The sequence below is a fragment of the Erwinia sp. LJJL01 genome (assembly GCF_047300805.2).
GTDB classification, from domain to species: Bacteria; Pseudomonadota; Gammaproteobacteria; order Enterobacterales; family Enterobacteriaceae; genus Erwinia; species Erwinia aphidicola.
Window position 1 is genome coordinate 2,126,150 of the sequence record NZ_CP178576.1, and the last position, 17,033, is coordinate 2,143,182.

The window sequence follows — 17,033 nt, forward strand, 5'->3', positions numbered from 1 at the left end:
CTCATTGACCTGCTCACCAGGTACAACTCCTAAGGCTATCCTCCTTTGCCGATAGCCTTCGTGGTTGTTGGCGACCCCCGTATATCGTCGCACTGAGTCAGTTTTGCTCGCTGACTGAAACGCTTGTTTCCCGTGTTCAACGCTTTGTCCCATTTGTTGTTACGAATTGGGAGTACAGCTATGCTGAGCGCATTTAAACTGCATCAAAACCGTCTGACCCGCCTTGAACTGGATGATGCTGATGCCAGTGAAGAGCTGACGGGGTCCGTTTGGGTCGACCTGATTGAACCCGAAGAAACCGAGCGTGACCGTGTGCAGACCGAACTGGGTCAGAGCCTTGCGACACGTCCGGAACTGGAAGATATCGAAGCCTCGGCGCGTTTCTTCGAAGACGAAGATGGCCTGCATATCCACTCCTTTTTCTTCTATGAGGATGCGGACGATCACGCGGGTAACTCCACCGTGGCGTTCACCATCCGCGAAGGGCGACTCTACACGCTGCGCGAGCGTGAGCTGCCGGCGTTCCGTCTCTACCGCATGCGCGCCCGCAATCAGACGCTAATCGACGGCAATGCCTTCGAGCTGCTGCTTGACCTGTTTGAAACCAAGATCGAACAGCTGGCGGATGAGATTGAAAATATCTACAGCGACCTGGAAAAGTTGAGCCGCGTGATTATGGAAGGGCAGCAGGGTGATGCCTTCGACGAAGCGCTGTCGACGCTGGCGGAGCTGGAAGATATTGGCTGGAAAGTGCGCCTGTGTCTGATGGATACCCAGCGCGCGCTTAACTTCCTGGTGCGCAAGGCCCGCCTGCCGGGTAACCAGCTGGAGCAGGCGCGCGAGATCCTGCGCGATATCGAATCCCTGCTGCCGCACAACGAGTCGCTGTTCCAGAAGGTCAACTTCCTGATGCAGGCGGCAATGGGCTTTATCAATATTGAGCAGAACCGCATTATCAAGATCTTCTCGGTGGTTTCGGTGGTATTCCTGCCGCCAACGCTGGTGGCTTCCAGCTACGGGATGAACTTTGAATTTATGCCGGAGCTGAAGTGGAGCTTTGGCTATCCAGGGGCGATTACCCTGATGATCCTGGCGGGGCTGGCACCTTACGCCTACTTTAAGCGTAAAAACTGGCTGTAAGATAAGAGTAAAAACCCCGCGTTCAGCGGGGTTTGCTTACGTAGACAATTACTGGCAGCTTGAACGACCGGTTTTATTGTTAACTGCACCGTTGCTGATGAGCAGCTGTGCCACATCATAAAAACCTTTCTCACAGGCCACGCTCAGCGAGCTGGTTTCATTACCGGTAGTGCTGTTTTTCACCACCACATTCAAATCGGGTTTGAACTGCAGCGCCCATTTTACAAAGTCGTAGCGGCCATCCACAGCGCCGACGAGGAATAATGTCTCCCCGTTTGATTCACGCGCATTCCAGTCGGTCTCTTTTTTTAACTTCTCGTAGAGATAGCTAATCACTTCGACGTGGCCCCCCATCACGGCAGACTTCAACGCGTTGTACACATCGGCGCGGTCAGTGGCGCGAATATCGGCCCCTTTATCCACTAAATAGTGAACAATGTCGCTATAACCAATGAAGGCCGCCCAGCCCAACGCGGTTTGCCCCTGTGATGCCTCGTCTTTAGCTTCAAGATTCTGACCCGCTTCGACCCGTTTTTTAATCTCGGCCAGATTCCCCTGCTTCACCGCATCAAACCACGCTGCATCCGGTCCGACAGAGGGCTTGTCATAGAAGGTGCGGTGCTGAAGAAGGTTAGGGTTAGCAATAAGGTACATTTCGTTAAAGCTGAGACGAAACTTTGAGTAATCAACCTGCATCAGCGGGTCGCTGTCGGCCGATACTGCGGTTGCCGATGCGCCTATCAGGGTGAGCATCACCATAATTCTTTTCAACATGTCCTTTCTTCCTTGTTAACTCATTATCAGTAAATAGCAGCACGACTCAGCTCATTAGCCTCGCGCTGAGGTTAAGGCTGACGAGGTTTCTCATCAGACGCGGCATTTTGCCACGGTTAGGGATGGTTGATGCGGCGGGACGATGAATACAAGACGGGTCCTGGGCTGGCGCATCCCGGCGGTAACGCGTACTCTTTAACCTCTTCTTTCAATAGATAAAGTTTTACTCTATGGAACGCATTTCCCTGCACGGGCAGTGGGCGATTCTGCTTGGCGTCTCGCTGTTACTCGGTTTTATACTCCAGACTTTTCACGTACCGGCGGCGCTGCTGCTTGGCCCGATGATTGTCGGCGTGGTAATGGGGCTATGTGGTGCAACCATCCGCATTGATAAACGTATTTTCGTGCTGTGCCAGGCGGTACTGGGCTGCATGATCGCTCAGAGCCTGTCGCCATCTATCCTGCAACCGCTGATTGCCGACTGGCCGATAGTGCTGGCGGTATTGATCCTGACGCTGGCGGCCAGTGCGCTCTCCGGGTTTTTACTGGTGCGCTTTAGTAGCCTGCCGGGGCCGACCGGGGCGTGGGGATCCTCCCCTGGCGGGGCATCCGCCATGGTGGCGATGGCAGGGGACTTTGGGGCTGATACCCGGCTGGTGGCATTTATGCAGTATCTGCGGGTACTGTTTGTCGCTACCGCTGCCGCCATTGTGGCGCGTATCGGCTTAGGCGACAGCGCACATGCGGCCGATACTGACTGGTTTCCCGCACTTGGCTCGCCGTTTGCCGCCACGATTGGCGTGATGCTGCTGGGCGCATTTCTCGGGCAAAAGTTTCGCATCCCTTCCGGCGCACTGCTGCTCCCGGCGATTATTGGCGCGACATTGCACTCCAGTGGAACGCTGAGTTTGCAGGTGCCGGAGTGGCTGCTGGCGCTGGCCTATGCGCTGATTGGCTGGACCGTCGGGCTGCGTTTTACCCGCCCGGTATTCCTGCTGGCGTTGCGCACGCTGCCGCAGATGGTGATATCGATAATTGGTCTGATGCTGCTGTGTGGCGCGATGGCATGGATGCTGACCAAAACGCTGCATGTCGATATGCTCACGGCCTATCTGGCAACCAGCCCCGGCGGGTTGGATACCGTGGCGATCATTGCGGCCGGCAGCCGGGTGGATATGGCGTTTGTGATGGCGATGCAGACGCTGCGCCTGTTTACCATTCTGTTCACCGGCCCGGCGCTGGCACGTTTTCTCTCGCGCTATGCGCGCAGCTGACTCAGCCAATCATATAGGTGGCCGTGGCGCTGGCGATATGCAGGCCCGCATCGTTATGCAGTTCGACGCGCGCCACCGACACTTTATTACCGCCGCGCAGCAGGCTGCTGCTGGCGATAAAGCGCTCACCGCGCCCCGGACGCAGGTAATCCACCCGTAAATCGATGGTGCCCATGCGCGATAATCGCTGGCGCAGCTCCTCTTCGGTAATACTCTCCTGGCGGGTCAGCGCGCTGGTGACGCACACCAGCCCGGCGGCGACATCCAGCACCGATGCAATCACCCCGCCGTGCAGGATCTTCTGCGCGGAGTTGCCGACCAGCATCGTCTGGTTGGCCAGGCTAAGCTCGGCGTAATCGGACTCCAGCCGGTCAAGTTCCAGCCCCAGGGCGCGATTGAAGGGCATGTGGTAGACAAAAATTTCACCGATCAGGCGGCGGGCGGCAGCCTGATCCATAGGTACTGCTGACATTATCGGCTTTTCCTGTGATGCGTGCTGAGTGAAAGTCAGGTTAACGGAGTGTGTATATTATGCTTCGTTGTTAGTGCTTTCCACTTTCGAAAATGAGCACTAATCCCTCATGATTTTTCTGTGTAGAATGGCGTGCTTTTTATTCAATCATTCGCCTCTCTGGGAGAACCCTATGGCTCTGCTGAAAGGATTGCTGGCGTCAGCAATTCTGTTTCCTACATTAGTGCTGGCTCAGGAAGCCACGGTTAAAGTGATTCATGACCGTCCTGCGGTGAAGGGCAGTATTATTGCCAACATGCTGGAGAAACACGACAACCCGTTTGTCCTGTTGCCTTATGAAAGCAACTATCTGCTGTATACCGATACCAGCAACATTAATAAGGAAGCGATCGAGTCTTATAACTGGGACAAAACGAAACACGATGAAGTGAAGTTTCAGCTGAGCCTCGCATTCCCGCTGTGGCGCGGCATTCTCGGTGAAAACTCGGTGCTTGGCGCATCCTATACTCAGAAATCCTGGTGGCAGCTCTCTAACCGCAGCGCCTCTTCGCCGTTCCGCGAAACTGACTACGAGCCACAGGTCTTCCTCGGCTGGGCAACAGACTACAGCCTGGGCGGCTGGACGCTGCGCGATGTGGAAACCGGTGTGAACCATCAGTCCAACGGCCGCTCCGACCCAACCTCGCGCAGCTGGAACCGCGTCTATGCGCGTCTGATGGCGGAAAACGGCAACTGGCTGGTGGAAGTGAAACCCTGGTACCGTATTCCAGAAAATGAAAATAATGACGATAACCCGGATATCACTAAGTACATGGGGTATTATCGCCTGACGGTGGGATATCAGTGGGGCGAGAGCATCTTCAGCGTGAAGAGCCAGTATAACTGGAACAGCGGCTACGGCGGCGCTGAACTGGGCTGGAGCTACCCAATGACTGAGCATGTGCGTTTTTACACGCAGGTGTATAGCGGTTATGGTGAATCCCTGATCGATTACAATCATCGTCAAACGCGCGTCGGTGTCGGCGTGACGCTCAACGACCTCTTCTAAGGTCGCCGCTTACCGGGCAGGCACTGCCGCCCGGTTAAAAATTCAGTCACTTCAGATTTTGGGGACAATGTGTCTACGGCAGCAGTCATCAATAAAGAAACGCTGGCAGAGCAGGTATTACGCGATACCTTCGGCTACCAGCAGTTTCGTCCGGGGCAACAAACTATCATTCAGGAATCGCTTAACGGCCGCGACTGTCTGGTAGTCATGCCGACCGGCGGCGGAAAGTCACTCTGTTATCAGATCCCGGCGCTGGTGCGCGAAGGGCTGACGCTGGTGGTGTCGCCGTTGATCTCGCTGATGAAAGACCAGGTGGACCAGCTGCTGGCAAACGGCGTGGCGGCAGCCTGCCTCAACTCGACGCAGAACCGTGAAGAGCAGCAGGAAGTGATGGCGGGCTGCCGCACTGGCCGCATCCGCCTGCTGTACATTGCTCCTGAACGTCTGATGATGGACAACTTCCTCGACCAGCTGACGCACTGCAACCCGGCAATGCTGGCGGTCGATGAAGCTCACTGTATCTCCCAGTGGGGCCACGATTTCCGTCCGGAGTATGGCGCTTTAGGCCAGCTGCGCCAGCGTCTGCCGGATGTGCCGGTGATGGCGCTGACCGCGACCGCCGATGAAACCACGCGTAACGATATTGCCCGCCTGTTACAGCTCGACGATCCGCTGATCCAGATCAGTAGCTTTGACCGTCCCAATATCCGCTACACGCTGGTGGAAAAATTCAAACCGACCGAACAGCTGCTGCGCTATGTGCAGGATCAGCGCGGTAAGTGCGGCATTATTTACTGTAACAGCCGGGCAAAAGTGGAAGACACCGCAGCCCGACTGCAAAGCCGTGGGCTCAGCGTCGGGGCTTATCATGCCGGAATGGATAACGCTCACCGTGCGCACGTGCAGGAAGCGTTTCAGCGCGACGATCTGCAAATCGTGGTGGCGACCGTCGCATTCGGCATGGGCATCAACAAACCCAACGTGCGCTTCGTGGTGCACTTTGATATCCCGCGTAATATTGAATCCTACTATCAGGAAACCGGCCGCGCCGGGCGTGACGGTCTGCCTGCTGAAGCGCTGCTGCTGTACGATCCGGCCGATATGGCCTGGTTACGTAAGTGCCTGGAAGAGAAAGCGCCAGGCCCGCTGCAGGATATCGAGCGCCATAAGCTGAATGCGATGGGCGCGTTTGCCGAAGCGCAAACCTGCCGCCGCCTGGTGCTGCTGAACTACTTCGGCGAAGGCCGTCAGCAGGCGTGCGACAACTGTGATATCTGCCTCGATCCGCCGCGCCGCTACGACGGACTGGTGGAGGCACAGAAAGCGCTGTCCTGCATTTACCGCGTGGGTCAGCGTTTCGGGATGGGCTATATCGTCGAGATCCTGCGCGGGGCCAACAACCAGCGCATCCGCGATATGCAGCATGATAAATTGCCAGTCTATGGCATTGGCCGCGAGCAGACGCACGAGCACTGGACCAGCGTGCTGCGCCAGCTCATTCACCTCGGTCTGGTGACGCAGAACATTGCGATGCACTCGGCGCTGCAGCTGACCGAAGCCGCCAGGCCAATTCTGCGCGGGGAAGCGCCGCTCCAGCTGGCGGTGCCGCGCCTGGTCAGCATCAAGCCGCGCAGCAGCAGCCAGAAGTCGTTCGGCGGCAACTACGACCGCAAGCTGTTTGCCAAACTGCGCAAGCTGCGTAAAGCGATTGCGGATGAAGCGAACGTGCCGCCATACGTGGTGTTTAACGATGCGACGCTGATTGAAATGGCGGAGCAGATGCCGATTACCGCCTCAGAGATGCTGAGCGTGAACGGGGTCGGTCACAAGAAGCTGGAACGTTTTGGCAAGCCGTTCCTGGTGATGATCAAAGAGCACGTCGACGGCGACGATGTGGAGTAATCCGTAGGGGCGGGCATGCCCGACCCTGTTGGTTACGCTATTCTGCGCGCCGAAGCCAGCAGTGCACCCACCGCGATAAACAATCCGCCAAAGGTCCGGTTCAACAACTTCATCTGATGCGGGCCTTTAATCCACACCGCAATGCGCGTCGCCAGCGTGGCGTAGCCAATCATCACAATGATATCGACCACCACCGTGGTGACGCCGAGCACCAGATACTGCATCGCCTGGGGCTGATGCGGAATAATGAACTGCGGGAACAGCGCGGCGAGGAATATGATGCTCTTCGGGTTGGTCAGATTGACCAGCACGGCGCGGCGAAACAGCTTGCGGCGTGGCATCGCCTTCGCCACCGCGCTGAGATCAATCGCGCCGGATGAGCGCCACTGCTGAATGCCCAGCCACACCAGATAGGCGGCACCCGCCCACTTAAGAACTTCAAACGCCAGCACTGACTGAGAAAACAGCGCGCCCAGCCCGACGCCGACCAGCACGATATGCAGCGAAAGCCCGACCTGCAGCCCGGCAATGGAGGCCACTGCACCGCGATAGCCGTGGCTGATGCCGGTACTCATGGTGTTAATCGCCCCGGAACCGGGCGACAGGCTTAAGATGCTGGTTGTTAATAAATAGGTCAGCCACCATTCGATGGTCATGGGGTAAAGCTCCCTGATAACGCTCAATTGTGACACAATACGACATTGTTGAATGTTGCGCTATGGGTAACAATGTCCGCTGCCCGCAGTTTGTCTCTTCTGGGAAACGCCCGATGGAACATCTTAAAAACAGCTGGCTGACGCGGGAGAGAGCCTTCGCCGCTTTTGCCACCGGCCCGCTGCTGGATTTCTGGAAGCAGCGTGAAGAGGGTGAGTTTGCCGGCGTGGAAAATGTGCCTATTCGCTATGTCCGCTTCATCTCCCCGCAACACGATAAAGTTATTTTGCTGTGTCCCGGCAGGATTGAAAGCTATGTGAAATATCCCGAGTTGGCCTACGACCTGTTCCACAGTGGGTACGACGTGGTGATTATCGACCATCGAGGCCAGGGGCGCTCCGGTCGACTTCTTGCTGATTCACATCGCGGCCACGTGGTGGAATTTGAAGATTACGTCGACGATCTGGAAACCCTGTACCTGAAAGAGATCGTCGCACGCCACTATCGTCACCGCTACGCACTGGCCCACTCGATGGGCGGGGCGATCCTCGCACTGATGCTGGCGCGTCAGCCAGCAGCCTTCGACGCGGTGGCGCTGGCTTCGCCGATGTTCGGGATTTATCTGCCGATGCCGCTGTGGATGGCGCATCAAATTCTGAACTGGGCGGAGAAACGCCCGGCGCTGCGCGATGGCTACGCGCTCGGCACCGGGAAATGGCATGCGCGCCCCTTTGCCATCAACGAGCTGACGCACAGCCGCGAACGCTATCGCCGTAATCTGCGCTTCTACGCTGACGACCCGGGGCTGCGCGTCGGCGGACCCACCTATCACTGGGTGCGTGAAGGCGTGCGCGCCGGGCAGAGCATCCTCAGCCAGGCCGCGCAGATTGCCACGCCGCTTCTGCTGTTGCAGGCGTCAGAGGATAAGGTGGTGGATAACCGCGCTCAGGATCTGTTCTGCCAGACGATGGTGGCGGCAGGCCAGCCCTGTGCCGGAGGCAAGCCGTGGGTGATTGACGGTGCCCGGCACGAGATCCTGTTTGAGAGCGACCGGATGCGTGCCGAAGCGCTGGAAGCGATCCTCACCTTCTTTGCACGCCACCCGTAAGTGGCCAGTATTCAGTTACCGGCGGGGAGTTCCGCCAGAAAATGTTAACCAGAGGATTTATGTTCCATATTGTTGCTTCAGACCTGGATGGCACGCTGCTGTCACCGGATCACACCCTTTCTTCTTTCGCGCGCGAAACGCTACAGCTGCTGACGCGTAAAGGCGTGCACTTTGTCTTCGCCACCGGTCGTCACTATATTGATGTGGCGCAGATGCGCGACAGCCTCGGCATCGACGCTGACATGATCACCTCAAACGGCGCGCGCGTGCACAACACCGCCGGTGAGCTGGTGTTCAGCCATAATCTGGATGAAGATATCGCGCAGGAGCTGTTTGCCATGCAGCACGCCAACCCGGATATCTACACCAACGTCTATCGCGATGAAGAGTGGTTCCTTAACCGCCATCGTCCGGAAGAGGTGGATTTCTTCCGCGAATCAGACTTTAACTACCAGATTTTTCAGCCGGGCCAGCTGCAGACCGACGGTATCAGCAAGGTGTTCTTTACCTGCGCGATCCCTGAGCTGCTGGTGCCGCTGGAGCAGGCGCTGATGGCGCGCTGGGGCGACCGGGTAAATGTCAGCTTCTCGCTGCCGACCTGTCTGGAAGTGATGGCGGGCGGCGTGTCGAAAGGGCACGCGCTGGATGCCGTCGCAAAATCGCTCGGCTATTCGCTGCAGGAGTGCATCGCCTTTGGTGACGGCATGAACGATAAAGAGATGCTGAGCATGGCGGGTAAGGGCTGCGTGATGAGCAACTCGCATCAGCGCCTGAAGGATATTTTGCCGGAGCTGGAAGTGATTGGTTCAAATGCCGATCTGGCGGTGCCGAAGTATCTGCGCGAGCTGTTTGACGTCTAAGCTTTTAAAACGGGTCAGGCATGCCTGACCCCTACGTTTTATCGTCCTAAAAAATGCACCGCTTTATCCGGGAAGTCGGTAAACAGCCCGTCGACGCCGGCCTTGTGATAGAGCAGGTCATACAGCTGGTCGACATCACTGACATACGGCGGCAGCTGATCGGCGCGCACGGTGTAAGGGTGCACCACCATCTTATTCAGATGTGCTTCTTTGACCATGTCGGTGAAGCGCACGTCGCCGCGCTGCGATCCGTCCGCTATCAGCATGTGGTAATCTGGCCCGATACCGTCGGCATACTGCGCAATCGTCTTCATCGCGCCCGGTTTAAACATCCAGTCGTAGCTGTAGTTAACCCACTTGCCGTTCTGCTGCTCCTGGGTTTCATCCCATTTGGTATAGGCAATCAGCTGCACCAGCTTGAGGTTCATCGCGCGCTGCGGCTCCAGCTCAGTTTTGATGCGCTTCACTTCGTTATAGTCAAAGCACTGCAGATAAACCTTATCGTCCTTGCCGCTGTAACCGTATTGCTTCAGCACATCCAGCACCTTCGCCGAGATGTCTTTGCCCTCCTTACGGTGGAACCACGGTGCTTTGATTTCGGTATAGATACCGATGTTCTTGCCGGTGGAGTGGTTCAGACCCTGGATAAACTCCAGCTCCTCCTCGAAGGTGTGCACGCGGAAGTCCGATTTTCCCATCGGGAAACGACCGGGGAAGGTCTGCACTTTTTTGCCGTTCTCAATCTCAAACCCTTCGCTGAATTTGAGGCTTTTGATCTCGGCCAGCGTAAAGTCGATGGCGTAATAGCGCCCGTCGGGACGGGCACGCTGTGGGAAGCGCGTGGCAACATCGGTGACGCGATCGAGGTAGTGGTCATGCAGCACCACCAGACGATCGTCTTTGGTCATCACCAGATCCTGCTCAAGATAATCGGCACCCTGGGCGTAGGCCATCGCCTTCGCCGGCAGCGAATGTTCCGGCAGATACCCGCTGGCCCCGCGATGGGCAATCACGATGGGTGCGGTACTCGCGGCAGTAGCCGCGAGAGAGGTCGAAAGCAGTAAAGTTGCGATAACGTTTTTCAACATAATGGCGTCTCCTTTCAGCGAGTTTTCAGTGCCTGCTTGTGTTTGTTCTCACTTACCATGGTCATAAACAGCAGGATCACTGCCAGTACGCAGCCGCCGATCATCACCATAAAGCCGCCGTCCCAGCCGAAGAAGTCCACGGTGTAACCGACGATGGCGCTGGCCGCGACGGAACCGCCGAGGTAGCCAAACAGCCCGGTGAATCCGGCCGCCGTCCCTGCCGCTTTCTTCGGTGCCAGCTCCAGCGCATGCAGTCCAATCAGCATCACCGGGCCGTAGATCAGGAAGCCGATAATCGTCATACACGCCATATCAACGCCCGGATTGCCGGCCGGGTTCATCCAGTACACCACGGTGGCAATCGTCACCAGTACCATAAAGAACACGCCGGTGGCACCGCGATTGCCCTTGAAGACTTTATCCGACATCCAGCCGCACAGCAGCGTCCCTGGAATACCGGCGTACTCGTAGAAGAAGTAGGCCCACGAAGATTTATCCAGCGTGAAGTGCTTCACCTCTTTCAGGTAGGTCGGTGACCAGTCGAGGATGCCGTAACGCAGCAGATAGACGAACACGTTCGCCAGCGCGATATACCACAGCAGCTTGTTGGGCAGGATGTACTGCATAAAGATCTGTTTCGCCGTCAGCTCTTCTTCATGCTTTTCGTCATAGTCCGGCGGATAGTCGTTCTTATACTCTTCAATCGGCGGCAGGCCGCAGGACTGAGGGGTGTCACGCATTAAAGCAAAGGCAAAGATGGCGATAAGAATGGCGCCGAAGGCAGGCATATACAGTGCGGCTTTCCAGTCGTTAAACCACGCCATCCCCAGCAGGAACAGCAGTGGAGGGATCCCGCCGCCAACGTTGTGCGCGCAGTTCCACACCGACACGATACCGCCGCGCTCTTTTTGCGACCACCAGTGCACCATGGTGCGTCCGCACGGTGGCCAGCCCATTCCCTGGAACCAGCCGCACAGGAACAGCAGCACGAACATCACCATAATGCTCGACGTCGCCCACGGCACGAAGCCCATAAACAGCATCACCACCGCGGCCAGGATCAAGCCAGCAGGCAGAAATACGCGCGGGTTTGAGCGGTCCGATACCGAACCCATAATAAATTTGGAGAAGCCGTAAGCAATGGAGATCCCGGACAGGGCAAAGCCGAGGTCGCCGCGCGAAAAGCCCTGCTCAACCAGGTAAGGCATTGCCAGTGCGAAATTCTTTCGCACCAGATAGTAGGCGGCGTAGCCAAAGAAAATACCCAGAAAGATCTGCCAGCGCAGTTTGCGGTACAGCGGATCGACGCGGCTGTCATCGACACGCGGTTGATGTGCAGCAGGTTTGAAAATACTTAGCATGTAAACGGCCTCCCGTGGCTTATAAAACTGACACCCTGATGGATGTACAGCAAAAGGAACAAAATCCGGCCAGTGCAGGGTTAAATGTTCCATTTCGCGCACAGCCTAGTGGTTATCAGCACAAAGGACTGTGAAGAAGGGCGCAGATGTTACACTTTTATGACAAAGTGGCTATATGTGCATCACAAAATGATGAAATATTTTCGCAATGAAACGATAAAGCGTGATGACTATCACGTTTTGAGCGAGAGGGGATGCTGCGGTGTTCGTTTGGTGAGTGGTTATGTTCTAAATGGAAGATATGGCGAAGGGAAGATAAATGCGATTAACGCAGTCGGGCGTTAATCGCATCAGGCGTTAAGCCTGCGCTTTAGGTTTGGCCGGGCGAATTTTCATCGTCAGGCCTTTGAGGAAGTTACGCAGGATCTGATCGCCACATTCGCGGTAGTTTTTATGCCCCGGTTTACGGAAGATCGCGCCGATCTCTGACTGACCTACCGCAAAATCGGTGCTTTTCAGCAGCTCAATAATGTCGGTAGTTTTCAGGTCGAATGCCACGCGCAGCTTTTTCATCATGATGTTGTTGGTCATCTTGCGTTCGATAGAGGGCGCCGGGGCATCTTCGCTTTTGCCGCGACGCTCGAAAATCAGACCGTTGAGAAAGTAACCCATGATGACATCCGGGCAGGCGCGAAAACCGGGCTCTTCCTCTTTCTTCAGGAAGCTGGCAACTTCGGCTTCTGTTACTTCGCTCTCTGCCAGCGCCAGAATGCTTACCACTTTCGCATCGCTTAAATTCAGCATGTAACGCACGCTGCGCAGGACATCATTATTCGTCATAGGAACTCTCTTTCATTGAAACCATAGCAATGAGCGCATTATAGAGACAATTCGTGAGTTAAACAGGAAAAACCGCCAGCGGCAGGCTGGCGATGGTGTTACAGAGGATTGATCGCGGATAACGGCGTGCCGGGGCGTGAAGCGTCACGCACCAGCGGCAGGTGATCGCAGGCGTGCTGACGGGCGGAACGGATAAACGCCTCCACGATTGGCTGGCGCTGTTCGCCGTCGCGCACGGCGGCATACAGCCTGCTCCACAGGCCGTCCCCTAACGTTTTCGTCACCACCAGCCCCTGGTGTTCAAAACTTTCTACCACCCAGTGCGGCAGTGCGGCAATGCCCATCTGCGCGGAAACCATCTGAATCAGCAGCAGCGTATTATCGACGTTTTTCAGCGCCGGGCTGATGCCCGCGGGCTGCAGGAAATGGCGCCAGATATCCAGGCGCTGGCGCTGTACCGGGTAGATCATCAGCACTTCACTGGCCAGATCCTCCGGCGTGATGTGATCCTTCTGTGCCAGTGGGTGATCCGGGGCCAGCACCAGGCGTACCTCAAAATCAAACATCGGCGTATAGAACAATCCGCTGCGCGGCAGAATATCTGAGGTCAGGACGATATCCAGCTCGCCCTGCTGTAAAGCGGGCTGTGGATCAAAGGTCACGCCCGACTTGAAGTCCATCACGACCTGCGGCCAGCTCTGACGGAAGTTATTCAGCGCGGGCGTCAGCCACTGAATACAGCTGTGACACTCAATGGCAATGCGCAGCGTGGTCTGATGCGGCTCGTGGCATGCCTGAAGCGCGTGCTGGATCTGCGGCAATACCTGCTCTGCCAGCTGAAGCAGGATCTCCCCCTGTGGCGTAAAGCGCAGCGGCTGGCTTTTTCGCACAAACAGGCGAAAGCCAAGGCGCTGCTCCAGATCGCTGAACTGGTGAGATAACGCTGATTGCGTCTGGTGGAGCTGAGCGGCAGCGGCGGCCAGCGACCCGGTATTTCGCAGTGCCTGCAGCGTTCGCAGGTGCTTGAGTTCGATCATGAGAGTCCTTCACATCGACAGTGAACATTTTGCGCTTGTGGTGAATACACTACCTGCGGATTATAGCGGTGTAAACATCTGGATGGCTAAATGAGTCAGCCAGCCCGGTAAATATGGATTCTACGAGGCAAAACTGATGACTATTCTGAACCATACACTTGGATTTCCGCGTGTCGGTCTGCGCCGCGAACTGAAAAAAGCACAGGAAAGCTACTGGGCGGGTAACAGCTCTCAGGAAGCGCTGTTGGCGACCGGTCGTGAACTGCGCGCCCGCCACTGGCAGCAGCAGAAAGAGGCCGGTGTTGACCTGCTGCCGGTCGGCGATTTCGCCTGGTACGATCACGTCCTGACGACCAGCCTGCTGCTGGGGAACGTTCCGGCGCGCCATCTCAATAAAGACGGTTCAGTTGACCTCGACACCCTGTTTCGCCTGGGCCGTGGCCGTGCACCCGGCGGTGAACCGGCGGCGGCGGCAGAAATGACCAAATGGTTTAACACCAACTATCACTACATGGTGCCGGAATTTGTGCAGGGCCAGCAGTTCAAGCTGAGCTGGACTCAGCTGCTGGACGAAGTGGATGAAGCGCTGGCGCTTGGACACAAAATCAAACCTGTGCTGCTTGGCCCGGTAACCTATTTATGGCTGGGGAAAGTGAAGGGCGCCGCGTTTGACCGCCTGAGCCTGCTCAAAGCGATCCTGCCGGTTTACCAGCAGGTGCTGGCTGAGCTGGCAAAACGCGATATCGAGTGGGTGCAGATTGACGAGCCAGCGCTGGCGCTGGAACTGCCAGCCGTATGGCTTGCGGCCTTCAAACCTGCTTATGCTGCATTGCAGGGCCATACCAGACTGCTGCTGACCACCTACTTCGACAGCATCGGCCAGAATATCGATACCATTCGCGTACTGCCGGTGCAGGGCCTGCATGTGGACCTGGTGCACGGTAAAGACGATATCAACGCGCTGAACCGCCAGCTTCCGGCGAGCTGGCTGCTGTCGGTTGGGGTGATCAATGGCCGTAACGTCTGGCGTGCCGACCTCAGCCGCTGGTTTGAGCGCCTGCAACCGCTTGTCGCCGCCCGTAAGCAGCTGTGGATTGGCTCTTCCTGCTCGCTGCTGCACAGCCCGATTGACCTGAGCGTGGAGACCCGCCTCGATGACGAGGTCAAAAGCTGGTTCGCCTTTGCCCTGCAGAAATGCGCAGAGCTGTCGCTGTTGAGCCATGCGCTAAATAACAGTGACCCGGCCTCGCTGGAAGCCTGGAGCGCCCCAATCCGCGCCCGAAAATCCTCGACCCGAGTGCACAATCCGGCAGTAGGCCAGCGCCTGGCGGCAATAACCGCTCAGGACAGCCAGCGTAATCACCGCTATGCGGTGCGCGCGGAGGCTCAGCGCCAGCGCTTCCAGCTGCCTGCGTGGCCCACCACCACCATCGGTTCGTTCCCGCAGACCAGCGAAATTCGTGGCCTGCGCCTCGATTTTAAGCAGGGGCGTCTGGATGCTAACCACTACCGCACCGGTATCGCTGAGCACATCAAGCAGGCGATTGTCGAGCAGGAGCGCCTGGGGTTGGACGTGCTGGTCCACGGGGAAGCCGAGCGCAACGACATGGTGGAGTACTTTGGGGAAAACCTCGACGGCTTCATCTTTACGCAAAATGGCTGGGTGCAGAGCTACGGCTCACGCTGCGTGAAGCCACCGGTGATTATTGGCGACGTCAGCCGCCCTCAGGCCATCACCGTGGAGTGGGCAAAGTATGCCCAGTCGCTGACCAACAAGCCGGTGAAAGGCATGCTGACCGGTCCGGTGACCATTCTCTGCTGGTCATTCCCGCGTGAAGACGTTTCGCGTGAAACCATCGCTAAGCAGATTGCCCTGGCGCTGCGTGATGAAGTGGCAGACCTGGAAAAAGCGGGAATTGGCATCATCCAGATTGATGAGCCAGCGCTGCGAGAAGGGCTGCCGCTGCACAAATCCGACTGGGCCGCCTACCTGGAGTGGGCAGTGGACGCTTTCCGCCTGAACGCCGCCGTGGCGCAGGATGACACTCAGATCCACACCCACATGTGCTACTGCGAGTTCAACGACATTATGGATTCGATCGCTGCGCTGGACGCCGACGTGATCACCATTGAAACCTCACGGTCCGATATGGAGCTGCTGGAGTCGTTCGAAGAATTTGAGTACCCGAATGAGATTGGCCCGGGCGTGTACGACATTCACTCGCCGAACGTGCCGTCGATAGAGTGGATAGAAGCGCTGCTGCTGAAAGCGGCTCAGCGCATCCCGACTGAACGTCTGTGGGTTAACCCGGACTGCGGCCTGAAAACCCGTGGCTGGGCAGAAACCCGCCAGGCGCTGGCGAACATGGTACAGGCGGCGCAAAACCTGCGTAACGCCAAAGCGTAATTATCTGTGTTGTTGATGTGTATTTGGGGCGCTAAGCGCCCCCTTTTTTATGCCTTTGGCGCAACGCCATACTGTTTAAACCACGCCAGCATACGTTGCCAGCCGTCCTGGGCGGACTCGGCGTGATAGCTGGCGCGATAGTCAGCATTAAAGGCGTGACCGGCATCGGGATAGACAATAATTTCCGCATTCGCATTGGCTGCCCGCAGTGCCTGACGCATGGTTTCCACGCTCTCCTGCGGGATGCTGTCATCTTTACCCCCGTACAGCCCTAATACCGGGGCATTCAGATCGACGGCGATATCGACCGGCTGCTTCTGCTGCTTCATGGTTTTATCACCGACCAGCTTGCCGTACCAGGCGACGGCAGCCTTCAGCTGCGGATTGTGCGCCGCATAGAGCCAGGTAATGCGCCCGCCCCAGCAGAAACCGGTAATCGCCATATTGCGCATATCGCCGTCGTGACGCGATGCCCAGTTAGCCACATGATCCAGGTCGGCCAGCACCTGATTGTCCGGCACTTTACTCACCAGCTCTGAGAACAGGGTTGGGATATCGTCATATTCGCTCGGGTCGCCCTGGCGGAAGTAAAGCTCAGGAGCGACAGCCAGATATCCCTCCGCCGCCAGGCGGCGACAGATATCGCGGATGTGTTCGTGAACGCCGAAGATCTCCTGGACGACTAACACCACCGGCAGCGGGCCCGTGGCATTACGCGGTTTGGCGTGAAACGCCGGCATATTCTCCCCCTGAGTGGGAATCGAGGTTTCCCCGGAGATAATCCCGGCGCTGTCGGTAATAATTGTGGTGGCAGCCGTCGGCAGGACTGCGGGCGCAAAGCCTTTTTCGCTCAGTTCTTGAGTCATGTTATCTTCGTTTTTCATGGTTCTCTCCGTGCAGGCGCGAATGCAATCAGCTAACTATAGCCAGGAATGCGATGGGGTCAGAGCTTGAGTGAGGGTATCTCTTTATCACCTGATAAAGCTGAACCACAGGGCAAGTTGTGTCAAAGTGGCATGAGCAAATAATGAAATGTGATGCTGGTCACTATTTTCAGTGTAAGGCGTG

General features: G+C 56.9%; 15 protein-coding genes. 7 read left to right on the plus strand and 8 right to left on the minus strand.

Annotation, left to right across the window (positions count from 1 at the left end; genetic code table 11):
• Positions 1-180: 180 nt before the first annotated feature.
• A complete protein-coding gene (gene corA / locus ACLI4M_RS10710) occupies positions 181-1,140 on the plus strand; it encodes a magnesium/cobalt transporter CorA (RefSeq protein WP_048914369.1) in 960 nt (319 codons plus the stop codon).
• A gap of 48 nt (positions 1,141-1,188) precedes the next feature.
• On the opposite strand, the gene ACLI4M_RS10715 is transcribed toward corA, so the two are convergent.
• Positions 1,189-1,914, minus strand: coding sequence for an ankyrin repeat domain-containing protein (locus ACLI4M_RS10715; protein ID WP_413449789.1), 726 nt, complete (start codon positions 1,912-1,914; stop codon positions 1,189-1,191).
• Between the two features lie 230 nt (positions 1,915-2,144).
• Here ACLI4M_RS10715 and ACLI4M_RS10720 point away from each other — a divergent pair, with 230 nt between their 5' ends.
• Positions 2,145-3,188 carry an AbrB family transcriptional regulator gene (locus tag ACLI4M_RS10720; protein WP_048914370.1) on the plus strand — a complete coding sequence of 348 codons (1,044 nt, stop codon included), beginning with the start codon at positions 2,145-2,147 and terminating at the stop codon, positions 3,186-3,188.
• Between the two features lies 1 nt (position 3,189).
• On the opposite strand, the gene ACLI4M_RS10725 is transcribed toward ACLI4M_RS10720, so the two are convergent.
• Positions 3,190-3,660: a thioesterase family protein gene (locus ACLI4M_RS10725; RefSeq protein ID WP_099753792.1), complete on the minus strand. Its 471-nt coding sequence runs from the start codon at positions 3,658-3,660 to the stop codon at positions 3,190-3,192.
• Positions 3,661-3,832: 172 nt separating this feature from the next.
• Between ACLI4M_RS10725 and pldA the strand changes: the two genes are divergently transcribed.
• Both pldA and recQ read left to right on the plus strand, forming a co-directional pair.
• Complete coding sequence (gene pldA / locus ACLI4M_RS10730; RefSeq protein ID WP_048914372.1) at positions 3,833-4,708, plus strand: phospholipase A; 876 nt, start codon at positions 3,833-3,835, stop codon at positions 4,706-4,708.
• A 69-nt stretch (positions 4,709-4,777) separates the two neighbouring features.
• Positions 4,778-6,610, plus strand: coding sequence for an ATP-dependent DNA helicase RecQ (gene recQ / locus ACLI4M_RS10735; protein WP_048914373.1), 1,833 nt, complete (start codon positions 4,778-4,780; stop codon positions 6,608-6,610).
• Positions 6,611-6,642: 32 nt separating this feature from the next.
• Here the strand turns inward: recQ and rhtB are convergent, their stop codons facing one another.
• Positions 6,643-7,266 (minus strand): homoserine/homoserine lactone efflux protein, encoded by a 624-nt coding sequence (gene rhtB, locus ACLI4M_RS10740; RefSeq protein WP_133622250.1) that lies wholly within the window; start codon positions 7,264-7,266, stop codon positions 6,643-6,645.
• A gap of 113 nt (positions 7,267-7,379) precedes the next feature.
• On the opposite strand from rhtB, the gene pldB reads away from it, so the two are divergent.
• Together pldB and yigL are read left to right on the plus strand one after the other, a co-directional pair.
• Positions 7,380-8,372: a lysophospholipase L2 gene (pldB, locus tag ACLI4M_RS10745; protein WP_133622249.1), complete on the plus strand. Its 993-nt coding sequence runs from the start codon at positions 7,380-7,382 to the stop codon at positions 8,370-8,372.
• A 59-nt stretch (positions 8,373-8,431) separates the two neighbouring features.
• A complete protein-coding gene (yigL, locus tag ACLI4M_RS10750; protein ID WP_133622248.1) occupies positions 8,432-9,232 on the plus strand; it encodes a sugar/pyridoxal phosphate phosphatase YigL in 801 nt (266 codons plus the stop codon).
• Between the two features lie 38 nt (positions 9,233-9,270).
• Here the strand turns inward: yigL and glpQ are convergent, their stop codons facing one another.
• The 4 genes from glpQ to metR form a co-directional block, all read right to left on the minus strand.
• Complete coding sequence (glpQ, locus tag ACLI4M_RS10755; RefSeq protein WP_133622247.1) at positions 9,271-10,320, minus strand: glycerophosphodiester phosphodiesterase; 1,050 nt, start codon at positions 10,318-10,320, stop codon at positions 9,271-9,273.
• A gap of 14 nt (positions 10,321-10,334) precedes the next feature.
• Complete coding sequence (glpT, locus tag ACLI4M_RS10760; RefSeq protein WP_048914380.1) at positions 10,335-11,681, minus strand: glycerol-3-phosphate transporter; 1,347 nt, start codon at positions 11,679-11,681, stop codon at positions 10,335-10,337.
• 357 nt (positions 11,682-12,038) lie between these two features.
• Complete coding sequence (locus ACLI4M_RS10765; RefSeq protein WP_048914381.1) at positions 12,039-12,521, minus strand: DUF1456 family protein; 483 nt, start codon at positions 12,519-12,521, stop codon at positions 12,039-12,041.
• A gap of 98 nt (positions 12,522-12,619) precedes the next feature.
• Positions 12,620-13,558: an HTH-type transcriptional regulator MetR gene (metR, locus tag ACLI4M_RS10770; protein ID WP_048914382.1), complete on the minus strand. Its 939-nt coding sequence runs from the start codon at positions 13,556-13,558 to the stop codon at positions 12,620-12,622.
• A gap of 136 nt (positions 13,559-13,694) precedes the next feature.
• Between metR and metE the strand changes: the two genes are divergently transcribed.
• Positions 13,695-15,965 (plus strand): 5-methyltetrahydropteroyltriglutamate--homocysteine S-methyltransferase, encoded by a 2,271-nt coding sequence (metE, locus tag ACLI4M_RS10775; RefSeq protein ID WP_133622246.1) that lies wholly within the window; start codon positions 13,695-13,697, stop codon positions 15,963-15,965.
• Positions 15,966-16,012: 47 nt separating this feature from the next.
• Here the strand turns inward: metE and ACLI4M_RS10780 are convergent, their stop codons facing one another.
• Entirely contained in the window at positions 16,013-16,849 is an 837-nt protein-coding gene (locus ACLI4M_RS10780; RefSeq protein WP_048914384.1) for a dienelactone hydrolase family protein, read from the minus strand.
• Between the last annotated feature and the right edge of the window lie 184 nt (positions 16,850-17,033).